The sequence below is a fragment of the Methanoregula sp. UBA64 genome (assembly GCF_002502735.1).
Taxonomy (GTDB): Archaea; Halobacteriota; Methanomicrobia; order Methanomicrobiales; family Methanospirillaceae; genus Methanoregula.
In genome coordinates, this window is the sequence record NZ_DAQC01000001.1 from 208,265 (window position 1) to 234,883 (window position 26,619).

The window sequence follows — 26,619 nt, forward strand, 5'->3', positions numbered from 1 at the left end:
CGGAGGAATCGATAGCAGTACATTGAATCTTCTCTCCCCCGTCATAGAATTTCGTCGTCAACCGGTTGATTAACCGAGCAAATGTCGATGATCGAAGATGCTGGCAGAACTTATGAATCGTCGTGAAATGAGGGACATTATCAAGATGGATTTTTTCCCGGAGTCTGTCTATGATCTCCGCAAGGTCTAGGGTATCCAGGTAATCTTCCGAAAGATATTCTTTCAGGAGAAGAAAGCTAGTTAACTGGTGCAGTGTGTATATCTTCTTTGAGAATTGGGAGGAATACAACGGAGTACTGGAATCTCGGATTATCCCAAAGATAATTCAACAAACCTGATATGCCGGTTTGCTGACTCTATTTTGCCCCCTTGTCGTTACTGAACATAACCTAATGTGGGTGCACTGTAACTTAGATCTTTCGACTTACTGGGGGGCTCTCTTCTCGGAAAAATGATTTCTACAGAGCCAAAGCAACTTTTTTTATACTGTTATTTGGATTTATTGAGTCCTTTATACTCCCTATATTATCATCGCTCTTCAACGCACATAATGTATTCAATTTTTAATACAATTTTGAAAATAAATTACTTGATTAAATATCTGCTTATTTTCATTTGAAATAGGGTATTTTATTAATGATTACTGATAACAACAATATATGAAATGGTATACCATTACTTTGATATGTATTGGGATTTTGATCGCGTGTGTGTTTTCAATGGGATGTACTTCAAACAATATAAGTAGTAATCCTCAAGGATCAACAAGTATTTCAAATACTGTGCCAGCCAGCAATGCGGGGGGATCGGTGTCTTCAACAACCACTGGCACCACCACATCCACCGGATCTACATCCTCAACTTCGGCTGTGTCTACATATACTAATACACAATACGGGATATCTCTCCAGTATCCGTCAAGTTGGTCCTATGATGAAAAGGGTACATGGGCAGTCCGCAATTATGGAAGAAATACAAAAAATATTGTAGGATTCTATGTCCCCGGCACAAGTTCGTATATATTGACAATAGATGCCGATCCTGGTTATAAAGATGATCTTGAGACCTATTTCAATAAAGCTGTTCTTGCATTGCAGGAGACCTATAATCAAAAAAACCAACTTTGGGAAAAAACGGGTAGTTTTTTCCAGCTAAAAATTTCTGACAACAAAGCATATAGAATAGACTATGTTGTAACTGATCAGGATACTAACAAACAGATCGCGAAAGGTTGGCAGATATTCACAAAGGCGAATAACAACATTTATGTATATACCTATAATGGGGAAAATAATTCAGATAGTGTAGCGTTAATAAAATCACTTTCTATCACACCTATTGCGGAAGTTACTACATTAAATAGGGGCTAATTTTTTTTGGGAATGACAACCTTTTTTCATTTTTTAAAACAAATATGTTAAACTATACTATCAAAGTAACATGGCATTCTCAACAATTGCGGAGTCAAAATCGCCACTTCTGTCATGAATTGTATGGTTAGCGAAGCGCTCAAAGACACAAATACAGGTTTCTGCTCAAAGAAATTAAATTGAAAGTGATCGTTTACAATGGTTTCATGTTTTTTAGCTTCGTGGTTCTTATTGTTGATTTCTATAACGCCACAATTTTTTTACTTTAAATCCAATTATTAATAATGAAAGAAGCTTTTTGCGGAAACTGTGGTGCGAAACTGGATTTGACAGCGTCCGTGAAGTGCCCGATATGTGGTGCAGAATATGTTTCACCAGAATCTCCTAAAATTGCCGAAGTGATTCCTCAAACTACGAAATCACGTCGGGGCTTAGTTACTGCGGTTGCTGTTATTGTAATTGTAATTATTGCGATTGCAGGATATTATTTGGCGGAGTCATCGACAAATGCTGAATCCCATTCTGAATATCCTGTTACTGTTGCATCCGGTGAAGGTCAATATTCTACTGATGTAACATCCTCAATATATCCATCTGTTACCACTACATCATATGTTTCCTCGACATCATCTTTGGTATCTAAAGGAACTGTTCTACCCCGTAAGGCAAATTTAAAGACAATTGCAACATTTTCAGGAACCTCTAGTAGAACAACAAATAACTTTTATGTTCCATCATATTGGGAACTGTGGTATACTGCAGATCCCAAAGTCACCGGTGGGCAAGATATAAAAGGGGGGAGCTCTTCAGCATCTGCGATTTTTCCCCGTCTTTCTATTCAAGTGATGGATGGTGATAATCCAAACCAGGTGGCCCGAACAATCGAACCGCCCGGGGGGCTAGACGTCACACTTTGGAAAAGTTCTGGGAACGATCCTCGTCCGTGGGTGGAAAAATTCTATGCCGGTAATAAACACTATTACTTGGTAATTAATGAAGAGTTTCTCAATTCCTATACAATTGAGATTCGCTCACCGAATAACTGATTTTTTTGATCTCCAATACATAACGGGTAGTATACAAAACCCTTATTTATAATGTATTACTATATTTTTACCGTGCTTTAGTTAGGGAAGTGAATGTAGTGGAGGAGAATCGGAAAGAGGATAACAGACAGTTTTATATGGGGTGGGGGCTTGCAATAACCGCTTTTGCCTTATTGTTAATTGCGCAATCGATTTTTAAGGATGTTTGGATTTCGAGTGTTGTTTTTCTAATTATATTAGGATGTGGACTGATCGCTCTGGGGTCAGTAAGCGTGAAAATGCCCATTGTATCCTTCTTTGGAGTACTGTGTCTATTGATCGGTTTGGGTATCATAGGTATTTTCTTTGTTCACATAGATATTCTGCTTATAATTGGACTTATAATTATAATTTTTGTATTATATTTTGTTGTAACCGGGAGGAACAAAATCAATGGCTGATTTAAGAGAATCTGTTGTGGATAACCGGGGTTTAATTAAAAAAATTGAACTGGCAATCCCCGGATTCAGGGGATATAGGATACGTGAGGATCTTCGCGCATCAGACAATATCTTGCGGTGTTACATCGCCGACCAGATTGAAAATGAAATAAAAATCCCTCTTGATCGGATTGGTGAAACTTTAACAAGGGCATTTGAAATTGATTCCATCCGTGATGTTAAGGATTGTATTAACCAGATTAAAGGTCTTGAAGCCAAAATCCGTCACGCAGAACAGGGATATTCCGGGATTTCCCCCCAAATAAGGACCGAAGAAAAAGAGTTAAATTGCATTTATGAATTTGATTTAGCGTTGATCAAACGGGTAAAAGATATGCAAAGTTTGGTGCAGTCCATGGATACATATATCCTTGAAAACAAGTTGGGGGAACTTAAACCCCAATTAAACGAAATCAAAAAACAGGCCTCGGGTCTGGATAATGTCTTCAACCAACGATTGTCATTAATATCCACGATAGAACCCTAGGTGAATTCTAAATGGCACTTGATACTTTTGGGAATCAAAAGCAGATTGATAAGTCGAATGATGCGGCGCGGAATACATTTTACTGGCCCGATAATTTGAAAGGTCAAAATCTCGTATGGCGACTGCCGAGAAATACTGCTTGGAATGATAATGTAATTGTCAGAGAAGATGAAATGGCAGTCTTCTTCAGAGATGGTAAAGCACTTCATGTTTTTGACCGTCCTGATCGGTATGCCCTGACAACCCAGAATGTCCCCGTCCTTGCAACACTTGGTGCAGCGTTAACCGGTGTTAGGCAGATTGGCGAAGTGTATTATGTTCAGAAACGAGAATTTCGTGGAAAATTTGAATCCGCTAATACGATGACATTCCGCGACAAGGATTTCGGACTGGCAAATTTCATTGTTTCGGGACAATTTGCCTATAAGGTTTCCAACCCGATGCTCTTTATCACTCAGTTTATCGGTACAAAAGGGATGCAGCATACCGATGAAATTGCACACTGGCTTCAGGATCAAATCCTAATGACCATCAATGCAATCCTTGGAAATCTGCAGAAAAACAAAGGAATGGGCATTCTCGACATGCCTGCATATTTATCTGAAATTGAACAGATGTGTCTCTCGAATCTGACCAGTGAAACAGAGCAGTATGGTCTCAAAATCACAAAGTTTTCCGGCCTCGTAATAAAAATGTCCGAAGCGGTTCAGAAGGCAATCGACCAGAGAAGTGCGATGTCTGCACTCGGTGTAAATTATATGCAGTTACAGACGGGTCAGGCTATTGGGGGTATTGGTGTAGGGGCTGAAAAAGGAGGGGATGCAGCTGGAATCGCGGGACTCGGTGCTGGAATTGGCGCAGGAATGGCGATGAGTCAAGCAATGGGTCAGGCTATGATTTCTCAACCCGCCCCGCATATGGCAGGATCTCCCCAAATAAGTGCGGGATTTTCATTATGTCCCAAATGTGGATTCAAAGCAAACGGTTCTGTAAAATATTGTCCCGAATGCGGAAACCAGATGACCTCTGCAAGTGGCGAGGAAATGCGATGTCCATTCTGCAAAGCGGTAATTAAAGCCAATGTCAAATTCTGTCCCGAATGCGGGAAAAAAGTAACTTTTGAATGTCCCAAATGTAATACAAAAATTGAACCAAATGAAAAATTTTGTCATAACTGTGGAGCGCGCGTCGTTGAACAATAGTAATTATGGGCAGGTTGAATTATCATGAGGACTTGTAGAAATTGTGGGAAGTCGGTAGCACCAAACTTAAAATTTTGTACGAATTGTGGTTCGAGTGACATTTTTGACTCTGAAAAGCAGGTTTCTGAATATAAAAGAACTTGTAATCAGTGTGGTACTTCCTGGCACTCTTTAACTAAACGAGAAAATGTCATTACAAAAAATATTGCCGGGGTTAAAAAAACCCAATGCTGCAATATGTGTGATGCCAATGCACGGAATAAAAGTGAACAAAAATTGAATACCTATGAGGATGAATTAGAACGACTAAAAAGATGCCCGAAATGTGGATCAGGTGATTTCAAAGAAGAACTGATAGTCTATGATAAAAAATAATATTTTTGTTGCCGTGTCTATTTTTTGTATAAGGTCAATCTGGCATGGGAAATTGGGAAGAAAATATAATGGCCGAAAAGGGATTTTATGCAGATTTTATCCCTCTTGTTCCAATTATGCAATTATGGCTCTAGAAAAATATGGGTTTATTAAAGGCTGGCAGTTGGCATATCGTAGACTTAAACGATGTAATCAATCAAATACCGAATCTTGCATAGACTATCCATAATATATCACAGCATAGGGATTGGATTGCCGTGTCACCTCTTAAGGAGTATGAGTCTTTTTAGATCAAATCAACTTAAATAGCAACCTTTTTTTATTTTCAAATATCCTTGATATATATATGCCAGATTTTTGTGGAAATTGTGGGGCATCTATGGATTTATCCATCTCGGATGTCTGTCCGAATTGTGGTAAAAAAGCCGGCGCTGCGGGAACTTCTCATGCAGGTGATTCTGCGATAGCACAAGGTGATACCGCAACCTTTGGTCTTGATGAAAATATTGCATCAGCTGCATGTTATGTACTTGGATGGTTAACAGGGATAATTTTCCTCCTTGTGGAAAAAGAGAATAAAACTGTACGATTCAATGCCATGCAGTCCCTTTTGACATTTCTGCCACTATCACTTATCATTTGGATAGTTGGTGCTATTGTTGAAATGATGACAATTGGTGCTGGTTATTATGCAGCTGCTGGAACACGTGCCACTTTTGGTATAATTACTACGTTAATTTGGATTATTATGTTAATTTTATGGGTGGTGTTGATTTATAAAGCATATAAGGGAGAAAAATTTCTTGTTCCGATTGTTGGAAAAGTCGCCGCTCGTCAGTTAGAATAACCCATTCCTTTTTTATTTGCATGATTATTTATTTCCAGATCCTTATAGTAAAAAAAAGGAAATTTTTAATTTCACTCAATTAAATGACCTTGTTCAGGGTATCCTCATTGGCTATGGTGTGTAAATATGGAAATTCCCCTATTGTGAGCGTTGAAGGCAGCTATTGAGGGAAATGCAGATTTCGAAAATATAAGGAACCTCAAGATCCCTAACGATTATAAAACATTCGAGCTAAAAATTGAGTGAACAATTTCTGTCATATAACTGGTTTACCTGTATAGTGCTGGTTTGGTTATCTTCAAAAGATCCACATATACAATTTCGTCCCCACAAAAAAGTAATATATGACTTTAGTTATGCAGTATCGGCGCTGTCGTAGAGCTGGCAGATGTACCGTGCTGCAAAGACCATGAGGAAGGGACTGATTATGATCTCAATAATTGGTCCGACTATGGGGATCAGTCCGAGAACTGAGTAGATTACTCCGAAAATCACTACAATTATAATAAGTGCGAGTATATAACTACCTGTTCCGATCTTGCCGATGGTGGAAAAAATTTCTCCAAAGTTAAATGCCTCCCCCATTTTTCCGGTACGCGCAAAGCGGATCACACCAATGGTGGCAATAAAACATAAAATAATTGCAAGAATTACCGCAATAAGCACCCCAACAAGTACAGGGCCAATAATCGATGTAGATATATTTTGAGCTATATTCTGGGTTGATGCAACCGTGGTCATATTTTGGGTTGATAAAAGTCCCTTTTTAATGATTGCCAAGGTTGCGGCTAATGCTACTGCCACTAAAACGATGATTACCGGAATTACATAGACGATCTCGATGACCAGGTACTTGATACCGTCAACAAAGAGTTTGCCGAGTTCCGTGATCTCTGGCAGCGGTTTGTCACCCCGGAGGATCTTAAGCATATATCCTTCATAGATGGCTCCGAGCAGAACCGCGATGATGAGTGCAACGACAAACCCACCCATAAGCGACATGAAGTCGGGGGTCGCGCCGCTCATCAGCGAGCCGGCGAACACGAGCGCCCATGCAATGATCGGTATTGCCGGTAGGATCTCAAGGACGATTAAGAGAATCCACTTTATCAGGTTTCCGACAAGGCCATCCTTTGCGTAGCCGAAGGCTTCGCCAAGTACTTTTCCGTAATCCATTTTTCCTTCACCACACAAATGCAGCTAAACCATCCGTGACTGTTTTGCCACAAACGATTTAAGCAATTATCAAAACTTCGCAGAATATATATCTATCTTAAAATCCGGGCCAAAAAAGGAGAATACCGGTAATTTTGTCAGTGCCGGAAGTACCGTACACCGGTAAAGACCATCGCCATGTTGAGCTTGTTTGCCGCTTCGATGACTTCCTTGTCACGGATGGAGCCGCCGGGCTGGACAAGGGCCGTTGCCCCGGCCTTTGCCGCAACTTCGAGCGTGTCCGGGAAGGGAAGAAATGCATCGGAGGCTACTGCGGATCCGGCGAGCGGTGCGCAGGCCTTCTCGATTGCGATCTTTGCCGAGTCTACCCGGCTCATCTGCCCGGCGCCGATCCCGAGCGTGCGCTTCTGGTCGGCAAAGATGATGGTGTTGCTTTTCGTGTGCTTGCAGACCTTCCAGGCAAGCTTAAGTGCGGCCATCTCGTCGGTAGTCGGGTCGCGGTCGGTGATCACCTGCCAGTTCTCTTGGTAGGCCGGTGTCCGCTGGACGAGAATGCCGCCATCGATTGCCCGGACTTCGTCAGCATTGACGCGTTCTGGCAGGACAAGCACCCGCATGTTCTCTTTCTTCTTCATTGTTTCGAGGGCATCCCTGGTAAACGACGGGGCGACTATCACTTCGACAAAGGTGGAGTCGATGGCCTCTGCAAGTTTCTTGTCAACTTCGCGGTTGAGCGAGACTACCGAGCCGTAGGCAGAGACCGGGTCTACCTCCCGGGCGGTCAGGTAGGCGTCGAGGATGTCGGATCCGATCGAGACCCCGCAGGGGTTGTTGTGCTTTACGATGACTGCTGCCGGGTCCTCAAACTCGCGGAGGAGGGCGGTCCCCGCGTTGACGTCGAGGTAATTGTTATACGACATCTGCTTTCCCTGGAGCGGTTCGGCACCGGCAATACCCGAAGTACCGTAGACCGCGGCCTGCTGGTGGGGGTTCTCTCCGTACCGGAGCATCCTGCCGTGGGAATACTGGAGGGAGAGGGTCGGGGGGAACGCTGCATTGAGGGACTGGAGGTGGTTGCTGATCGCAGCATCGTATGCAGCGGTCCGGGCAAATGCCTTTTTCGCAAGGTTCAACCGCTGCTCTTCGGTAAACCCGGCGCCTTCAACGGTTTTGGTGACCATCGGGTAATCCGCCGGGTCAACGACAACGGCAACGTCTTTGAAGTTCTTTGCCGCCGCCCGGATCATGGCCGGCCCGCCCACATCGACATACTCGATGAGCTTGTCGAGGGGAAGGGACTGTCCCGACATCTTCTCGAACGGGTACAGGTTGACCACTAAAAGATCGATCCGGTTGATGCCGTACTTCGCCATCACTGCATCGTCGATCTGGCGCCGGCCCAGAAGGCCGCCGTGAACCTTGGGGTGGAGCGTCTTTACCCGGCCGTCCATCATCTCGGGAAAGCCGGTATAATTCGAGACCTCCGTGAACGGGATCTTTGCCTGTTCCAGCGCTTTGCCGGTACCGCCGGAACTCATAAGGGAAAACTTGTTTTTCACCATAGCCTGTGCCAGTTCCACGATCCCGGTCTTATCCCATACCGAAAGAAGCGCCCATTTCATGGTTTTTCTATATGTTCGGAAAGGACAAAAAGGTACTTCGGTATCCTCCCGGTTGACCGGGAAACCGGGGATTTTTGGCCGGGCAACAGAGAGTCCTGCAGCAACAGTTCAGGACCGGATAAACTTGGGTATGAGCAATTTTTAATCGCCGGTATGGGGGATCATTGAGGTACAATTTGATCCCTGCAAAAATGATGCACGGAAATTTTTACTCCGTAAAACGATCCGGAAGATACCAGATTCCGCCAGGCATTTTTATTTTGTACCCGCACGATCCCCTACTTCCATTGCCCGTACCTGATAAAAATCCGGTCGAACGTCCTCTGGTTTTTACGACGAAAATTTGACCGGAAAAGAGTGCCGGACCCGGCGCCTTTCCTGATGGGGGGTCATTAAGGTACAAAATGAACTCCCCCATCCCGGAATATTTTCCCGTATACAGCGATCCTCCGCGAGCGGGTATCCGGAATACTGCATACGGATCCACCGGGATTTTTCCCGGATACGCGGACCGGGCCTCCCTGTCGGGATATTTCCCGTTTCCCGTGCGCTCGTGCCACCGTATTATTTTATGGCCTCGTGTGCAGGGCCGTTCAGTCGTTGGAGCGTTCCTAAATTTTATATAGAACCACAATTCAATAGATATTGGAACATCGAATGGGATGTGCTATGGAAGATCACGATACCACCCCTGTGCCGGATACCAAGGCAAATGAGCCGGAGCAATCCGCAGCCAGCCAGACTCCTGAACGCGATGAACTCGCGGAACAAAAGAGACTGCTGGCAGACGCAAACGAGCGGTACCTCCGGCTTGCCGCGGATTTCGACAACTACCGGAAGAGGGTTACCCGGGACCAGGAATCCCTGGTGCACCACGCAAACGAACGTTTTGCGGTCGATGTGCTGGAGATTGCCGACAACCTGGAGCGAGCCCTCAAGGCGGACGACGAACATCTCCGCACCGGTGTCGAACACATCCGCAGCCTGTTTGCCGATATCCTTGCACGGCACGGTATCTCCCAGATTGACGCAGTGAAAAAAACCTTTGACCCCGGCGAACACGAAGCGATCGCCCATGTCCCCTCCCCGGAAAAGGAAGGGATGGTCGTGGATGTCGTATCACCGGGGTACCGGATGCACAAGAAAGTGATCCGGTATGCAAAAGTCGCAGTATCGAAGGGAACACCAGACAACCAGAAAGAACATTGTGAATCAACCAAAAAGGAGGACTGAACTCTTATGGCAAACGAGAAGATTTTAGGGATCGACCTTGGGACCACCTTCTCCTGCATGTCGATCATGGAGGCGGGCAAGCCCATCGTCATCCCCAACAGCGAAGGCGGACGGACAACCGCATCGGTCGTTGCATTCACCAAGGAAGGCGAGCGCCTCGTGGGAAGCCTCGCGAAGCGCCAGGCAATCACCAACCCCCAGCGCACGATCCAGTCCATCAAGCGCAAGATGGGGACAACGGAAAAGGTAAAGATCGGCGACAAGGAGTACACGCCGCAGGAGATCTCGGCGATGATCCTCCAGAAGCTCAAGACCGATGCCGAGGCCTACCTGGGCGAGAAGATTGCAAAGGCCGTTATCACGGTCCCGGCCTATTTCAACGACGCCCAGAGGCAGGCAACCAAGGATGCAGGAAAGATCGCCGGCCTTGAAGTCCTGCGTATCATCAACGAGCCCACGGCAAGCGCCCTTGCGTACGGCATCGATAAGGAAGCAGATGTCACCGTCCTTGTCTACGATCTCGGCGGCGGGACGTTCGATGTCTCGATCCTGACTCTCGGCGACGGCGTCTTTGAGGTCAAGTCTACCGCAGGGAATAACCACCTTGGCGGCGACGACTTCGATAAGAGGATCACCGATTACCTTGTCGAGGAGTTCAAGAAGAAAGAGGGCATCGATCTCAAGAACGATATCTATGCCATGCAGCGCCTGCGCGATGCATCGGAGAACGCGAAGATCGAGCTCTCCCAGCGCCAGACCACGAACATCAACCTGCCCTACATCACCACGGACTCGACCGGCCCGAAATTCCTCAATATCGACCTCTCCCGTGCCAAGCTCGAACAGCTGATCGGCGACCTGATCGAATCCACGGTCGGCCCGGTCAACCAGGCATTGAGCGACGCGAAATTGACGGCCAAAGACATCGACCATGTGCTGCTGGTCGGCGGGTCGACCCGTATCCCGCTCGTTGTGGAGACGGTAAAGAAGCTCCTCGGAAAAGAGCCGGACAAGGGCCTCAACCCGGACGAGTGCGTTGCCCTTGGTGCAGCCATCCAGGGCGCCGTGCTGACCGGTGAGACCAAGGATATCGTGCTCCTTGACGTGACGCCGCTTACGCTCGGTATCGAGACGCTCGGTGGGATTGCAACCAAACTCATCGAGAGAAACACCACGATCCCGACACGGAAGAGCCAGATCTTCTCGACTGCCGCAGACGGGCAGACCAGTGTCGAGATTCATGTCGTTCAGGGCGAGCGTGCGCTTGCAAAGGACAACTTCACGCTCGGCAAGTTCCAGCTGACCGGTATCCCCCCGGCGCCCCGGGGCATCCCGCAGATCGAAGTGACCTTCGATATCGATTCGAACGGGATCATCCACGTCTCTGCAAAGGATCTCGGGAGCGGCAACGAGCAGGCGATCTCCATCAAAGGCGACAAGAAGCTCTCCGATGAAGAGATCAAGAAGATGATGGATGCCGCAAAGCAGTTCGAGGCCGACGACAAGAAGAAGCGGGACGAGATCGAGGTCAGGAACCAGGCCGACACCGCGGTCTTTACTGCGGAAAAGATGCTCAAAGAGAACGGCGAGAAGCTCGAAGCGGACGACAAGAAGAAGATCGAGGACGGCGTTGCCGAGGTCAGGAAGGTTCTTGCCGGCGAGAATATCGATGAGATCAAGAAGGCTATGGAGACCCTGACCGAAGCGGTGTACGCGGCCACTACGAAGATCTACCAGAAGATGCAGGCCGAGAACGCCGCAAAGCAGCAGGGAGCGGCCGAGGGTGCAGCCGGCGCCGGGCCCCACCAGCAGCAGGCAGAGCCGGACCAGAAACAGGACGACAACGTAGTCAACGCAGATTACAAAGTCAAAGACGAGTGAGCGCTCATGGCTTCGGGCGATTACTATGAGATCCTCGGCGTACCGAGGACTGCCGATGAAAAAGAGGTCCAGAAGGCATACCGCAACCTCGCCCGGAAGTACCACCCGGATGTCTGCAAGGACTCGGGAGCCGAAGACAAATTCAAGTCGATCAACGAGGCCTACAGCGTGCTCTCGGATGCCCAGAAGCGTGCGCAGTACGACAACATGGGCCACGAGACGTACACGAACGCCTCGAAGGGATCCTATACCGGTGCCGGGGGCTTTGGCGGGGGAGGCTTTTCCTCCGACTTCTCCGGGTTTGGCGACATCTTCGACTTCTTTGGCGGCGGCCAGCGCCGCTCCGGGCCCCGGTCCGGCGACGATGTCTTAATGCGGATGCAGCTCTCGCTTGAAGAGGCGGTAGCCGGCACCGACAAGGAGATCGATCTGCTGCACAGCGAGGCATGCCCCACCTGTGCGGGCTCAGGGAGCGAGACGAAAAAGACCAATGTCTGTCCCCGGTGCGGCGGCAGCGGCCAGATGCGCCAGACTGCCCAGTCGCCATTCGGGCAGTTTGTCCGGATGACCCCCTGTACCATGTGCGGGGGGCGGGGCAAGATCCCGGAGAAGCAGTGCAAGAGCTGCCACGGGTCCGGCCATACCCGGGTAAAGCGCAAGGTCTCCGTCCATATCCCGGCCGGTGTTGACACCGGCATGCGCCTGCGCATGGAAGGTTATGGCGAGGCCGGGGACTACGGGGCGCAAAACGGCGACCTCTACATCGAGATGTACGTGCTCCCGAACAAGCGGTTCGAGCGGGTTGGCGACAATCTTGAAACCTCGGTCGAGATCACTCCCGCGCTTGCCGTTCTCGGGACCACCGTCGAGGTCGAGACCATAGACAAACGCCACCTCGAGCTGAAGATCCCGGCCGGCATCCAGTACAACACGGCCCTCCGGATTGCCGGGGAAGGCGTGAAACGGCGCGGAAAGCCCGGGGACCTCCTTGTCCGGGTGAAGATCGTCACTCCCAAAGGAGTGTCCGGGGAGCAAAAAGAGCTCTACGAGAAGATCGCCGAACTGGAAGGCCACGGCAACAAGGGCGGCGGGATCTTCTCCGGCCTGATGGGAAAGAAAAAAGGGAAAAAGTAACTACCCTCTCATTCTCCCTTTTTTCTCTTTTTCTTCCACAGGTATTTCTGGAAAAAACGTCCATATCGTACGAATGAAGCTGATCTTCGAGCTCTCGGGCGAGAACGAGACTCTTCCCCGTGCCGAGCTCGAGTGTGTCGGGACGGTGACGGACTATCGCCCGCAGGTCGCGGTTGCAGAATGCCCGGATCCCTCTGCCGCACAGCGCCTTGCCATGACCCATGTGGTAATGGAATACCTGGGCGAATGCGACCCGGAACCCGCCTCGTTCCGCAGCCTGCTTTCCGATCTCTCTCTTGTCACAGAGGAGCAGTTTGCCGGCCGGGCAAAACTCATCCATGCCGGTAACGATCACAACCCCTGTTCCCAGCGGGAGTTCGAACGGCTGATCGGCACCATGGTCAAAGGGCCCGTAAAACTGATCGATCCCCCGGTGGAGTACCGGGCGATCCTGTCCGGGGACCGCTGCTATCTCGGGAAGGTCCGCTACCGGATTGCCCGGGGGGCCTACAATGAGCGGAACCCGGGGAAGCGGGAGTTCTTCCACCCCGGGGTCATGATGCCCCGGATGGCAAGGACGCTGGTGAACCTTACCCTGTGCGGTGCGGGCGCAAAACTCCTCGACCCCTTCTGCGGGACCGGCGGGACCCTGATCGAGTCGGAGATGCTCGGCATGGAGACAATCGGGAGCGACTTCGACCCGATGATGATCGGCGGCTGCCGGGAGAACCTGGTGCAGGGGACCCTGATGCTTGCCGATGCAACCCGGCTCCCGGTACGGGACGCATCCATCGATGCCATTGCAACCGATTTCCCGTACGGGCAGTCGGTCTGCATCAAAAAAGAGGACACCATGGAGAACCTCTACCACGGGGCGCTTGACGAGATGTGCCGCGTCCTCAAACCCGGCCGCCGTGCAATCGTGGTGACGCATCGCGATATTTCCGCCATCGCCGGGCAGCACATGCCTGTTCTCCAGCACCATACGCAGCGGGTCCACAAGAGCCTCACCCGGCATGTCCTCGTGCTGAAAAAATAAAGGGGCTCATGCCCGGTGAAAATTCTTATGAGGAACGCCGGCCCCATGTACTTGCTGTTATGAAATACACGTACGCGGTATCTCTCACGCTCCTTCTTGTCCTTAGCGCATGCCTTATCTTTCCTGTCTCGGCAGATCCGGCCGATGCTGCCGGATGGTATGCGGCAGGCGAGAACCTGACGGCACAGAACAACTACACCCTGGCCCTCCAGGCATACGACCAGGCAATCTCACTCGATCCTTCGTTTGCAGAGGCCTGGAACGGCCGGGCGGATATTCTCAACCGGGTCCACTTGAAGACGCAGGATCCTATTGCGACCCTTAACCTCGCCCTTGCCGCATCGGACAAGGCTCTCGCACTGAACAGTACCTCGGTGCCGTTCTTGATCAACCGGGGGCAGATCCTCTATAATATCGGCTATTACTACAAGGATACCGCCGGCGATCAGGCAACCGCGTCAAAATATTTTAACGACCAGCTCTCGGCATTCGAGAAAGCAACGACCCTCGAGCCCAATAACCCCGATGCATGGTTCAACCGTGCCTATGCGCTTTGCGGCCTGGGCCGGTGCAGCGAGGGCGTGGACGACTTCAAAAAGGTCCAGCAGCTCGATCCGGACTATCCCCATCTCCAGGGAAACCTTGAGAATGCCCAGAAACTGGCCGCAGTCCAGACCCCGTTCTATGTAAAATATGCCTTTGGGATCATTGTGGCCGTGATCGCCGTTATCGGGGCGGTGTTCTGGTATATCTCCGTCAGGAAAAAATACTAAAATTTTCCGTTTTTAAGGTTCTCTTTTTTTTATGCTAAAAAAGGAATTACTGGGCCTTCTCGTAGCAGATCTTTGCCTCTTCCTGCTTGCCGAGCTTTTCGAGGGTGGCACCGATGTCGTTCCAGACCTCTTTTCTGGACGGATCGATCTCGATGGCGCGCTTGAACGAGGTGAGCGCCTCCTGGTATTTTTCCAGTTCCTGGAGGGCCCGGCCCTGGTGGATCCAGGCATCGACAAATTCCGGCTGGAGCGAGATCATCGCATGGTAGGACTCGGCGGCCTCCTCGTACTGCCCGAGCGCCTCTAATGCGCTTCCCTTGGTGAAGTAGGCGATCGAGAACGACGGGTCGATGGCGAGCGCCCGGTCATAGGACTCGATGGCTGCCCGGTGATCGTTCAGGCCGGCAATGCTCATGCCCCGCCTAGTCCACCCAACCGCGTTCTCCGGGTCGATCCTGAGGCCTTCGTCATAAGCATCGCGTGCCTCGGCGAACTTCCCGATATCGTATAAGGCGTTCCCTTTCCCGAACCATGCAACGGCAAGCCCGGCATCGTGTTCGAGTGCCTTGTCGAAAGCCTCCAGTGCATCGCGATACATCCCCAGCTCGGCAAGCGACGCCCCTTTGTGGGCAAAGGTCTCGCCATTGAGGGGATCGAGTTCCAGCGCCCGGTCGTACGATTTTATCGCATCCCGGTACTGCTCAACGGCAGCGTACGCAAGGCCTCGTTCACGGTAGATCTCGGCGCGTCCCGGCTGGATACCGATCGCCCGGTCGTACTCGGTGATTGCGGCATCGAAGCTCCCTTCATCGTAGAGCGTTTTTGCCTTCCAGTAATGTGCCTGGTAGCAGGAAGGATCGAGTTCCAGCGCCCGGTCGAATGCCCGGATTGCACCGTCGGGATTACGGAGCGCCAGGTACGCCCGCCCCTTCTTGAAGATCGCGCCGGCATACCCGGGGTTTGCCACAAGGGCCTGGTCGAAAGCTGCGATCGCTTCCTTGTACTTCTCGAGGTGCAGGTACGCCGTTCCTTTCTCGTAGAAAGCATCCGGGTAATCGCTCTTTATCTTCAGGGCTGCTTCAAGCGATGCTATCGCTTCTTCGTACTGGCGGGAGCGGCTGAGCGTGACGCCCTTGTAGTAATGCGCCTGGGCGTACTGGCGGTTGATACTGAGGGCATGGTTGAACGCATCGAGCGCTGCCTCGTTCTGGTCGCGCTTGAAGAGTGCAAGGCCCCGGTAATAATACGCTTCGGCTGATTCCGGCAGCAGGGTGATTACCTTGTCCAGCGCCTCGTTTGCCTCGTCAATGCGTTCGAGGTGGATGAGGGACCGGCCAAGGTTGAGGAGCGCCGGTGCATAGGACGGGCTGATGGCAAGGGCATGGTTATAGCAGTCCACTGCCTCGTCGTACCGGTCAAGGTTTGCTTCGGCTATTCCTTTGTGGAGCCAGGCTTCCGCAAAGTCCCCTTTCTCAGTAAGCGCCCGGTCAAAGGCAGTGATCGCCTCGGGATACATTGCGATCCCGCAGAGGGCCCGGCCTTTCGCATAGAATGCCGGTGCGCACTTCGGGCGCTGGACGAGGGCAGCATCGAAGTTCTTGATGGCTTCCTGGTATCTGCCCAGTGCAGAGAGCGAGAGACCGTACTCATAGTAGGTCTGTGCATCTTTCTTGTCGAGGGCAATGGCTTTTGTGAAGCAGGTAATGGCATCCTTGTGCCGATCCAGGGTGGCAAGGGCCATGCCTTTCCCGGTCCAGAGGTAGGCAAAGTTCGGGCGTATCTTCAGTGCGAGATCGAAGGAGGGTATCGCATCCTCGGCACGGGAGATCTTTAACAGGGCAAGGCCCTTGTGGTACAGCGCCTCGTCGTGGCGCGGTTTGCGGCGGATGGCGCTGTCGTAAGCAAGAACTGCATCGTCGTACTGTCCCAGTTCGAAGAGGGCCCGGCCCTTGTAGTAATAGGCCTCTGTTGCCTCGGCATTGGCATCGAGTGCCTTATCGAAAGCCCCGACTGCATCGTCGTATTTTTTGAGGGCAAGAAGCGCCCTGCCGCGGAGGTACCAGGCTTCGGAATTGTCCGGATCGATTTCCAGCGTCTTGTCGTACGATTCGAGGGCATCGGTGTACTTCCCCAGATCGAAGAAGACCATGCCCCGGTGGAGCCATACGGACACCGATCCGGGCGTCAGCTGGATCACGCGATCGAATGCCTCGATGGCATTGTCGAGCCGTCCGGTTGCCGCCAGGGAAAGGCCCTTGTTGTAGAATGCCTCAAAGTTTCCTGCATCGAGATCGATCTCTTTGTCGAAGGCAACGATTGCGTCGTCGTGTCGTCCGAGTTCTGCAAGGGCCTTTCCTTTGTGGAAATAGACTCCTGCGTAATTCTTGCTGATAAGGAGGGTTTTGTCGAACGTCTTGACCGCTTCGCGGAACATCCCGAGGGCAGAAAGGGCTTTTCCTTTCTCAAAGAGCGCGTCGGCAAAGACCGGGTCGCTTTCGAGCGCCGCATCAAAGGCCTTCACGGCATCTTCGGCAGCGCCGGTCCGGGCGAGTGCAACGCCCTTGTAATAGAGGGTTTTTGCATCAGCCGGCCGTATCGCCAGCGCCTCGTTGTAACTGGCGACTGCCTCGCTGTACCGCTGGAGCTGGTCTAACGCCCGGGCTTTCTGGACCTGCGCATCGAAGTGCTGCGGGCTGATGACGAGCGTGCGGTCGAAGGCCGCGATGGCATCGTCGTAGTGCCTGAGCCGTAAGAGCACGCATCCCTGCTCGTACCATGCATCGGCATCGTCGGGCAGGTACACCAGCAGGCGCTCGTACGCGGCAGCAGCTTCGGTGTCCTCACCGAGTGCTGACAGGGATGCGGCCCGGAAATAGAGTGCATCGGTGTCTTTCGGGCTGGCAGACAGGGTAATTTCGAGCGCTGCAAGGGCCTCGTCGTAACGTTTGAGGGCATAGAGCGCCCGTGCACGTTCGAGGGATGCTTCGGGGTCCGATGGGACAAGTTCGAGGACCCGGTCGAACGAGGCGATTGCATCGGTATATTTCTTTACTGCGGCAAGCGCCCGCCCCTTTTCCATAGGGCCCGTGGGATCGTCCGGTTTTAAGGCGATCAGGTGATCGTACGCCCCGATTGCCCCGTCGTAGTGGCCCGTGTGCATCAGGGCCGCGCCCTTTCCGCCCCAGATTTCAGGATCCCGGGGGTTGAGGGCAAGCGCTGCATCGAAGGCCATATCCGCGTCTTCGAACCGGCCGAGAGCAACCAGCGAGCGGGCGCGGAGATATGCCGGCTCGTAATTATCCGAGAGCTGGGTAAATGCCATACGGAGGACTTCCTGTGCCTCCTCGTGCCGGTTCAGGCTCGCGAGCGCTTTTCCTTTTGCAAACAGGATCTCGCCGTTCCCTGGCTCTTTTCCGAGCGCAATATCGAAGAGATGGACCGCTTCGTCGTACTGGTCCAGCCGGTAGCAGGCTTCTCCTTCGGAGAAGAGCAGGTCGATATCGTGGGGTTCGATCTGGCGGGCCTTCTCAAAGGCCTGAACCGCCTCATCATCCTTTTTCAGCCTGACCGATGCGAGGCCCCGGTGGAACCATGCATCGAAGTGATCCGGCTTTTTCGCGATCATCCGGTCGAATGTGGCAATGGCCTCGGCATACCTGCCAAGGCGTTCGAGCGGGATCCCGAGATAATATGCTGCGTCCCCGAATGTCGCGTCGAGTTCGAGAACCCGGCGGAACTCTTCTGCGGCCTTCTCGTTTTCGCCGAGTTCCAGGAGCGCCCGGCCCTTCTCGTAATGGGTCTCCGGCTTTGTCCCGTCCCGTTCGATCCCCTGCGAGAATGCATCGATCGCTTCCGCGTACCTGCCGAGGCGTGCCAGCGCTACGCCTTTCTCATGGTAGGGTGCATACGGGCCGGCATCGATAGCGAGGGCGTGGTCGAATGCCGTAACGGCATCGCCATACTGTTCGAGCCGGCCGAGTGCAGTGCCCTTGGCAAACCAGGCATCGTAGCCTTTGGGATCCAGCCGGATGGCGGCATCGAATGCATTTACCGCTTCTGCATATTTTTTGAGGTTTGCGAGCGCCCGGCCCTTGTTGAGGAAGACCGGTGCGCTGGAGGTATCGATCGCGATTGCCGCATCGAACGCCGCAATTGCATCCTTGTTCTTTTTGAGCCTGAAGTAGGCAAGGCCTTTTTCGTAATAGGCAATGGAAAAGTCCGGGTCGATTGCCGAGGCCATCTCGAACGATTCTATTGCCTGCTTGTCGCGCCCGAGTTTTGTAAGTGCGATACCCTTGTCGAAATAGGCGCTCGTATATTTCGTATTGAGCTTGAGCGCCCGGTCAAAGGAGGGGATAGCCTCCTCGTACCTTCCCATGCCGGCGAGAGCCACGGCCTTGTCGTACCAGCCGTTGGCATTGTCGGGCTTGAGCTCCAGGGCTCTGGTGAGTGCATCGATGGCAGATTTCAGGTCGCCGCCGGACAGGTGTGCGCTGCCCTTCTTGAACAGTGCCAGGGCATTGTCCGGGTCGTCGGAAAGGACCCGGTCAAAGCAGTGCAGCGCCTCGCTGTACCGGTGGAGCCCGGCAAGGGAGAGACCCTTGCGGTACCAGGCATCGGTATTTTCCGGGGTAAGTGCAAGGGCCCGGTCGAAGGCTGCAAGCGCCTCTTCCTGCCGATCGAGATCGAGCAGCACACTCCCTTTCAGGATCCAGACATCGGAAACATTGTTCTCGAGATCGAGCGATGCATCCAGCACCGCAAGGGCCTCGTCAGCCCGTTGCAGTTTTGCGAGCATGCGTCCCTTGTGGTACAAGGCCCCGGCGTTCTGGGGGCTGACTTCGAGCAGCTTGTCGAAGGCTGCAAGCGCCTGTACGTACCTGCTCATGTTCGCATACGCGAGCCCCGACTGGAAGAGCGCGTCCTGCAGGGAGGGATCGTGTTCGAGCGCTTTTTTAAAGGACCGGATCGCCTTCTCATAACTCCCGAGCGCCGACAGGGCAAGGCCCCGCTGGTAATAGGCGCGGGCATGATCCGTTACGTACTGGATCTCCTGATCGAACGCTGCGACGGCTTCGGTATACTTTTTCAGCCTGGAGAGGGCAAGCCCCTTTTTGTAGGCTGCATCCGGATACGACGGGTCGAGACCGAGCACCTGATCGTAGGCATGGACCGCATCCTCGTCGCTTCCGGTGAGTGCCAGCGATTCGCCCTTATAGAATGCCGCTTCAACCGATTTCGGGTCGAGGGCAAGTGCCTGGTCGAATGCTGCAACCGCAGCTGTCCCGTCGTTCTGGTGGAAGAGCGCCTCCCCTTTTGCAAGCCAGATAAAGGAGTTCTCCGGGTCGAGGCTGATCGCTGAGTTGAGTGTTTCGAGTGCCTCGGGATACTTCTGGATTTCCATACACGAGCGCCCGCGGTAATACAGGATGGCCGAAGTGGCCGGGCCATGGGCAAGTGCCTGGTCGAAGAAGACGATAGCATCGGTAAACTGTCCCAGCATGAAGAGGGAAAGGGCCTTCCTGAATGCATAGTCCTGCACATCCGGCCTGATCTCCAGCGCCCGCTCAAAGCATGGCAGGGCATCGCCATAGTGTTCCTGATCAAAGAGCACGAGCCCTTTCTGGTACCATGCTACGGCGCACAGTTCGTCTGCGGCAAGTGCCTGGTCGAACGATTCCAGCGCTTCGCCGTGCAGGCCCATGCGGGTATAGGCAAGCCCCTTGTAATACCAGGCTGCGGCATTTTTACTGTCGAGTCCGATCAGCTTGTCGAATGCCGCGATCCCCTCTTCCCAGGCCTCGTTGTGCAGGAGGGACTTGCCCCGGTAGAGGAGGGTGAACGGGTCTTTTCCCTGGCGTTTCTGGGCCTTGCCGAAAGACTCCGCAGCCTCCTTAAAACGGCCGAGCCGGTAGAGGGCATATCCTTTGCAGGCAAAACTTTTCCCGTTGTTGCCGTCGAATTCGAGAGCCCGGTCGAGGGCTATGATAGCGTCTTCGAACCGGGAGAGTTTCGTTAAGGCAGAACCTCTCGTGAAATGCGCAACCGCATTCTCCGGATCGAGCGCGGTCACCCGGTCGAAGAGTTCGACAGCCTCGTCGTACTTCCCGAGCTCGTACAGTGCCTGGCCTTTTTTCACGAGCGCGCCGGTATGGCTGCTGTCGATCCCCACGGCACTGTCAAGGGCAGCTATTGCCTCTTCGAACTTCCCTAAGGCAAAGAACGCACATCCCTTCTCATAGTAAATCCGTGCAGTGGCCCTGCCTTTGGCTATGCACTGGTCGAAGATCCCGAGGGCCTCGTCGTATTTCCCCAGCCGGGCAAGGGCAAAACCCGCCTGTTCCAGGGCATCGGTATTTTCGGGAGCGAGTTTTACGGTCTTTGCAAATGCGCCGAGGGCTTTTTCGTCTTTGTTCAGTTCGACATAGGCAAGACCGAGCTCGTAGAAGTTATCCGCTGCCTTGGGATCCGCCTTGCAGGCAGCTTCGAATGCCGCTGCAGCTTCCTTGAACCGCTTCAGTGCGGCAAGTGCCCGGGCCCGTGCTGAAAGTGCCGCGATATCGTTTGGCGTGATTGCCAGTGCCTGGTCGAATGTCGCGACCGCTTCCTCGTTCTTCCCCATCAGGGCGAGTGCCCGCCCTTTGTTGAAGTACGCGGGCGGGTAATCGGCAAGCTGGGAGAGGACATGGTCGAACGATTCAACAGCGTCCTCGTAGTGTGCGAGTTCGATCTGGCCAAACCCGCGGTCGAAATATGCATGGGCATTGGTGGGATCCAGTTCGAGCGACCGGGTAAATGCAGGTACCGCCTCGGCGAACCGGCCCAGTGCCGAGAGCGATATTCCCTTGTAGTACCATGCTTCGGCAAACTCGGGCCGGATCTCAAGAGCCTTCTCGGCTGCTTTTACCGCCTCGTCGTCCTGCCCGAGACTGTGCAGCGAGATTGCTTTATTCAGGGCCGACTCTGCACTCTTCGGGTCGCACTCCAGGGCACGCTCGTAGGCGTCGATGGAATCCTGGTACAGGCCCTGTGCAGCGAGAGCCACTCCCTTGAGGTGGTGGGCCGGGGCATATTTGGGGGTTAAGGCCAGCGCCTGGTCAAAGGAGAGGATCGCCTCGCGGTACCGCTCCAGTTTCAGAAGGGCGGCGCCACGGTGGTACAGCGCTCCGTCGAGGTGCGGGTCCCCTTTGAGCGCCTGATCGAACGAGGCGATCGCTTCTTCGAACCGGCCCAGCTCGTAGAGAGCAAGCCCTTTATGGGAATGGGCCTCGGGGTACGCCGAATCGATGTCCAGCGCATGGTCGTAAGATTCGATGGCATCGGCATAGCTGCCCAGGTCAAAGAGCGCCCTGCCCTTCTGATACCAGGCATGGAAGTTGTGGGAGTTTTCAGAGAGGGTCCGGTTGAAATCCTTGAGGGCTTCGCTGAACTTGCCCATATTGTAGAGCGAGATGCCCTTACGCATCCGGGCCTCGCTGTATTTCGGTTTCAAGGAGAGCGTCTTTTCAAAGGCGGTCACGGCCTCCTGATAGCGGTTGAGCCCGTCGAACGCCCGGCCTTTCTGGAAATAGACAAGGGCATTCTCCGGATCATAAACCAGCGCCCGGTCGAAGGCTTCGAGCGCATCCTGATACCGCCCGAGTTTTGAGAGTGCTATCCCTTTGAAATAATAACCCGGGGAGTTGCTCGTATCTTTTTCCAGGTTCTTTTCGAACGCCTCGATTGCTTCCTGGTACCTGCCGATCTTCTGGAGGGCAAAACCCTTGTAGTAGAATACCTCGGTGTACCCGGGTTCCAGTTCGAGCGCCTTGTCAAATGCCACAAGAGCGTCCTGGTACTTACTGAGATCGAGGAGCATCTTTCCCTTGTTGTACCAGGCAGGTGCGTAATTTTCCCGGATCCGGATTGCAGCCTCAAAGGAAGCGAGGGCCTCTTTTTGCCGGCCGGAGTTTGCCAGGACAAGGCCCATGTGGTACTGGCCCTCGCTGTTATTCGCATCGATCTCAAGGAGAACCTCGAAGACCTGGATGGCTTCCTCCACGCGGCTGAGTTTTTCCAGGGAAAGCCCCTTGTACAGGAACGCCTCCGTGCTGCGCTGGTTGATGGTAATGGCATTGTCGAATGCCTCGATCGCGTCCTCGTACCGTCCGAGATCGAAGAGCGTCCTGCCTTCCTTGATCCAGCCGGTCTCCTGTTCGGGGTTCAGTTTGAGCGACTGGGCATAGGCATGGGCGGCCTCTTCGCTCCTTCCTAACGTGTTGAGGGCGTCCCCTTTTCGCATCCAGATATTCCCGAGGGCTGGGTTGATCTCGAGGGCCTTGTTGAACGCTGCGACCGCGTCGGCGATCTTCCCGAGATCAGTCTGGATAACCCCTTTCTTGATCCAGGCCTCGGGATTCTCCGGGTTGATCTCGAGCACTTTTGTGTACGCGGCAAGGGCATCCTGTTTCTTTGACAGTTTGTCCAGCGCCATCCCTTTCTGCATCCAGGTATCCACAAGGTTCGGGTTGAGCGAGAGGATCCGGTCGAAGGTCTCTGCCGCCTCCGCGTAGCGCTGGAGGATCATAAGGGAAGAGCCGCGGCAGACAAGGGCCTCCATCTGCGAGGGGTTGGCGGCCAGGCTGCGGTTGAGCGCTGCCACTGCCTCCTCGTGCCGCTTGAGCCGTGCAAGGGCAATCCCTTGGTAGGTGTAGGCCTCGGTAAGCGCCGCGTTCATCGAGACCGCGGTGGCAAGGACTGCTAAAGCATCCTCGTATTTCCCGGCATGGACATAGGAGACCCCGAGGTAGTAATACGTAGCAGCATTGGATTTGTCGCGTTCGAGAGCACCAAGGAACGCCCTGATTGCATCGTCGTACCGCTCGCGCTGGAGCAGGGAGATCCCCAGGTAATGGAGGGTGAGGGGGTTTGCGAGGTCGAGTTCGAGTGAGTGTTCGAATACGCGGACGGCATCCTCGTATCGTTCCTTTCCTGCATAGGCGATACCGAGATAATAGAGCGCCTGCGCATTATCGGGTTCGAATATGAGCATCCGTTCGAAGGTCTTGATCGCATCGTCGTACCGCTCGCGCTGGGCAAGAGCGATACCCTTCTGGTACAGGGCCTTCGGGTTGTCGGGCTCGATCTCCAGCGCCTGGTCGTACGAGATGACCGCTTCGAGCTGTTTTCCAAGACGGGAAAGGGCATTGCCTTTCTCGTAGAATGCCCGGGCGCACCGGCGGTTGAGTTCGAGAACCTTCTCAAACGACCTGACCGCTTCCTCGAACCGCGAGAGCTCGGAGAGCGAGACCCCCTTATAGAACCATGCCCAGACATCCTTCGGGGCATCTTCGAGCGCCCGGTTAAATGCGGCAATGGCATCCTCGTACCTCCCGAGCGACACGAGCGCCATTCCTTTCCTTACGAGCGCCTCGGTACTCTTGGGATTGATGCCCAGCACTTTGTCAAACGATGCGACTGCCTCTTCGAAATTCCCGATCCGGGTGTAGCAGATGCCGTTATACAGCCAGGCATCGGCAAACCCGGGGTTCTGCGTTACGGCCTCGCCGAATGCAGCAGTGGCCTCCTTGAACCGCCCGAGCCGGGAGAGCGAGATCCCTTTCTCAAAAAGGGCCGAGGTGTTCTGGGGCGAAAGTGCAAGCGCCGCATCGTAAGCAGCGACCGCATCGGCATACTGTTCCTGTTTGTACAGGACAAAACCCCGGTGGTACAGGGCGAGCGCGTGGGAGGGGTCGAGAGCAACGGCCTGTTCGAAAGCATGGAGCGCACTGTTGAGTTCCCCGGTCTTTTCAAGCGCAATGCCCTTGCTGTAATAGGCGGCAACGTAATCCGGGTAGATCCCGATAGCCTGTTCGAACGCCTCGATTGCCGGCTGGTACCGGTCTTCCTTTAACAGCACGGATCCCTTGTCGTAATACACCTGCGCGTTGTCGGGCTTGAGCGCGATACTCTTGCTGAACGCTTCGAGCGCCTCGTCGTAGCGGGATACCTTTGCAAGGAGCTGGCCTTTCTGGTGGTAGGCCTGTGCGTTCCCCGGGTTCTCGCTGAGCGTCCGGTCGAATTCCTGGATCGCATCCTCGTTCTTTCCCAGTTTTGCCAGGGCAAAACCCTTCTGGTACACGGCATCGGCATAGTCCGGCCGGATATGGAGCGCCCGGTCGAATGCGGACACGGCATCGTTGAACCTGCCGAGGCTCGCACAGGAAAGCCCGATCTGGTATGCAGCCGAAGCACAGCCGGGGTCGATCTCCAGCGTCTGTAAAAATGCCTCGATCGCCTCTTCCTGCCGCCCGAGCCGGGACAATGCAATACCTTTGTAATACGTGGCTCCTGCGTGGCTGTCATCCCCGGCAAGGATCCGGTCGAAGGCTTCGAGCGCGTCTTCGTACCGGCTTAAGGATATACTGGAGACTGCACGCCCGTACAGCGCATCGGTATTTTCCGGTTCGGCTGCGATCACCCGGTTGAAATCCGCTGCCGCTTCCCGGAACCGTTCCTGGTGCTGGTAGGCTTTTCCCCGGATAAAATAGACCCGGATATTCGAGGGGTCGATCTCGGCAGCCTTGTCAAGGGCATATGCCGCATCTTCGTACCGTTCCAGCTCGAAGAGCGAGAATCCCTTGTACTGCCATGCGTCTGCCGCAAGGGGGTTTAAGGCAATGGCCCGGTCGAGCGAGGTTACGGCATCGGCAAAGTTCCCGTCCCGGTACTGGGCGATGCCTTTTATGACCCAGATATCGGCATGGTCCGGCTCTGCGTCGAGGAAATGCTGTGCGGCATCGGCGGCTTCGGGATATCGCTCAAGTTTTGCCAAAATAAAGGTCCGGTAATACCAGATCCATGCATCCGAGGGGTCGAGGGAATATGCCTTTTCAAATGCGCCGAGGGCATCGTCGTACCTGCCGAGCTCGTAGAGGGAGATCCCCATGTTATAGTAGGCTTTCGAATAATCGGGGACAAGCTCGACTGCCGTATCATAGGCCCGGATGGCATCCTCGTGGCGGCCGAGGTCCGCAAAGGCGATTCCCTTGTTATAGTAGACCTTTGCATGGGAGGGATCGATGGCGAGCGCATGATCGTAAGCCGAGATGGCGTCCTGGAACCTCCCCAGTTCGTAGAAGGATATCCCCTTGAGGATCCAGGCTTCGGCATTGTCGTACTTGAGCGCAATCAGCCGGTCGCAGGTCTCAAGGGCTTCCTTGTTCTTTCCCATCTGGGCGAGGGTTGCGGCCTTGTTGTACCATGCATTGATATCGGTGGGGTCGAGCGCCAGGGCATTGTCGTAGGACTCAACGGCAGCCTCGTACTTGCCGAGATCGTACTGGGCGATACCCTTGAAGTAATGCGCTTTGGGCAGTCTCGGGAAAAGGGTGAGTGCCCGGTCGAACATGACCACGGCTTCCTGGTACCTGCCGAGATCGTAGAGTTCGATGCCCTGCCGCATCAGCGCTTCAGCATCACTCCTGCTCATGGATAGTTATCGCTCCCTCGTTATCATGAATTTTCATCCGGCCCCTGACGACAATGTATATGCGTTTTGAAAACGCGGCATATACTCTTTCCGGTATATATATGTACACCACTATTTATGAATGCTATTTTTATGGACCGGTAGTTTGGCAGTAGATCGAAAATATATGTGTCGGATTATCCTGCAGTTTGCGGAGTTCTTTTCTTTTGCCTGCCCGTTTTCCGGGCCTTCAGGTTTTCTGCCCGGTAGGGTCACGGCCCGGTCCGCCCGGCTTTTTGATCGGATCCTGCGAAAACCGGTTGTCAGTTGTACATCTGATAATCAGATGTACATTTGATAATCAATTGTTCATCTGACAAAAGTTCACCAGCTCACGCCGGACGATCTCAGGGGAGGGGGTGGGGGTACCCCCGTAAAAAAAAGCCGGCCCACCAGTTTTTTTTCATGGGGGGAGGGTGCCCCCCACCCCCCCAGCTCGTTTTTCT

At 53.1% G+C, this 26,619-nt stretch carries 15 protein-coding genes; 12 read left to right on the forward strand and 3 right to left on the reverse strand.

What is annotated here, in order from left to right:
- Positions 1 to 719: 719 nt before the first annotated feature.
- The 7 genes from BP758_RS00985 to BP758_RS01010 all read left to right on the forward strand — a co-directional run bounded on the left by BP758_RS00985 (position 720) and on the right by BP758_RS01010 (position 5,806).
- Positions 720 to 1,370, forward strand: coding sequence for a PsbP-related protein (locus BP758_RS00985; protein WP_292367827.1), 651 nt, complete (start codon positions 720 to 722; stop codon positions 1,368 to 1,370).
- Positions 1,371 to 1,654: 284 nt separating this feature from the next.
- Positions 1,655 to 2,416 (forward strand): hypothetical protein, encoded by a 762-nt coding sequence (locus tag BP758_RS00990; protein ID WP_292367828.1) that lies wholly within the window; start codon positions 1,655 to 1,657, stop codon positions 2,414 to 2,416.
- 89 nt (positions 2,417 to 2,505) lie between these two features.
- Positions 2,506 to 2,856, forward strand: a complete 351-nt coding sequence (locus BP758_RS00995; protein WP_292367830.1) for a hypothetical protein — start codon at positions 2,506 to 2,508, stop codon at positions 2,854 to 2,856.
- Positions 2,849 to 3,382: a hypothetical protein gene (locus BP758_RS01000; RefSeq protein WP_292367831.1), complete on the forward strand. Its 534-nt coding sequence runs from the start codon at positions 2,849 to 2,851 to the stop codon at positions 3,380 to 3,382. Before BP758_RS00995 ends, BP758_RS01000 begins: the two co-directional genes overlap by 8 nt.
- Before the next feature lie 11 nt (positions 3,383 to 3,393).
- Positions 3,394 to 4,584 carry an SPFH domain-containing protein gene (locus BP758_RS01005; RefSeq protein ID WP_292367833.1) on the forward strand — a complete coding sequence of 397 codons (1,191 nt, stop codon included), beginning with the start codon at positions 3,394 to 3,396 and terminating at the stop codon, positions 4,582 to 4,584.
- Between the two features lie 361 nt (positions 4,585 to 4,945).
- The gene (gene yidD, locus BP758_RS12315; protein WP_349680490.1) at positions 4,946 to 5,188 is read left to right on the forward strand and encodes a membrane protein insertion efficiency factor YidD; all 243 of its coding nucleotides are present in this window, start codon (positions 4,946 to 4,948) and stop codon (positions 5,186 to 5,188) included.
- Between the two features lie 150 nt (positions 5,189 to 5,338).
- A complete protein-coding gene (locus BP758_RS01010; protein ID WP_292367835.1) occupies positions 5,339 to 5,806 on the forward strand; it encodes a DUF4870 domain-containing protein in 468 nt (155 codons plus the stop codon).
- Between the two features lie 354 nt (positions 5,807 to 6,160).
- On the opposite strand, the gene BP758_RS01015 is transcribed toward BP758_RS01010, so the two are convergent.
- Together BP758_RS01015 and purH are read right to left on the reverse strand one after the other, a co-directional pair.
- Positions 6,161 to 6,982 carry a DUF4013 domain-containing protein gene (locus tag BP758_RS01015; protein ID WP_292367837.1) on the reverse strand — a complete coding sequence of 274 codons (822 nt, stop codon included), beginning with the start codon at positions 6,980 to 6,982 and terminating at the stop codon, positions 6,161 to 6,163.
- Between the two features lie 137 nt (positions 6,983 to 7,119).
- Positions 7,120 to 8,604, reverse strand: a complete 1,485-nt coding sequence (gene purH, locus BP758_RS01020; protein ID WP_292367838.1) for a bifunctional phosphoribosylaminoimidazolecarboxamide formyltransferase/IMP cyclohydrolase — start codon at positions 8,602 to 8,604, stop codon at positions 7,120 to 7,122.
- A gap of 669 nt (positions 8,605 to 9,273) precedes the next feature.
- Here purH and BP758_RS01025 point away from each other — a divergent pair.
- The 5 genes from BP758_RS01025 (at position 9,274) to BP758_RS01045 (ending at position 14,664) form a co-directional block, all read left to right on the forward strand.
- The gene (locus BP758_RS01025) at positions 9,274 to 9,837 is read left to right on the forward strand and encodes a nucleotide exchange factor GrpE (protein WP_292367840.1); all 564 of its coding nucleotides are present in this window, start codon (positions 9,274 to 9,276) and stop codon (positions 9,835 to 9,837) included.
- Between the two features lie 6 nt (positions 9,838 to 9,843).
- On the forward strand, positions 9,844 to 11,718 hold the full coding sequence (dnaK, locus tag BP758_RS01030; RefSeq protein WP_292367842.1) for a molecular chaperone DnaK: 1,875 nt from the start codon (positions 9,844 to 9,846) through the stop codon (positions 11,716 to 11,718).
- A 6-nt stretch (positions 11,719 to 11,724) separates the two neighbouring features.
- A complete protein-coding gene (dnaJ, locus tag BP758_RS01035) occupies positions 11,725 to 12,852 on the forward strand; it encodes a molecular chaperone DnaJ (RefSeq protein WP_292367844.1) in 1,128 nt (375 codons plus the stop codon).
- A gap of 73 nt (positions 12,853 to 12,925) precedes the next feature.
- Positions 12,926 to 13,891, forward strand: a complete 966-nt coding sequence (locus BP758_RS01040; protein ID WP_292367846.1) for a methyltransferase domain-containing protein — start codon at positions 12,926 to 12,928, stop codon at positions 13,889 to 13,891.
- A gap of 59 nt (positions 13,892 to 13,950) precedes the next feature.
- Positions 13,951 to 14,664 carry a tetratricopeptide repeat protein gene (locus BP758_RS01045; protein ID WP_292367848.1) on the forward strand — a complete coding sequence of 238 codons (714 nt, stop codon included), beginning with the start codon at positions 13,951 to 13,953 and terminating at the stop codon, positions 14,662 to 14,664.
- 46 nt (positions 14,665 to 14,710) lie between these two features.
- Here BP758_RS01045 and BP758_RS01050 read toward each other — a convergent pair whose 3' ends face one another.
- A complete protein-coding gene (locus tag BP758_RS01050) occupies positions 14,711 to 26,134 on the reverse strand; it encodes a tetratricopeptide repeat protein (protein ID WP_292367851.1) in 11,424 nt (3,807 codons plus the stop codon).
- Positions 26,135 to 26,619: the final 485 nt, after the last annotated feature.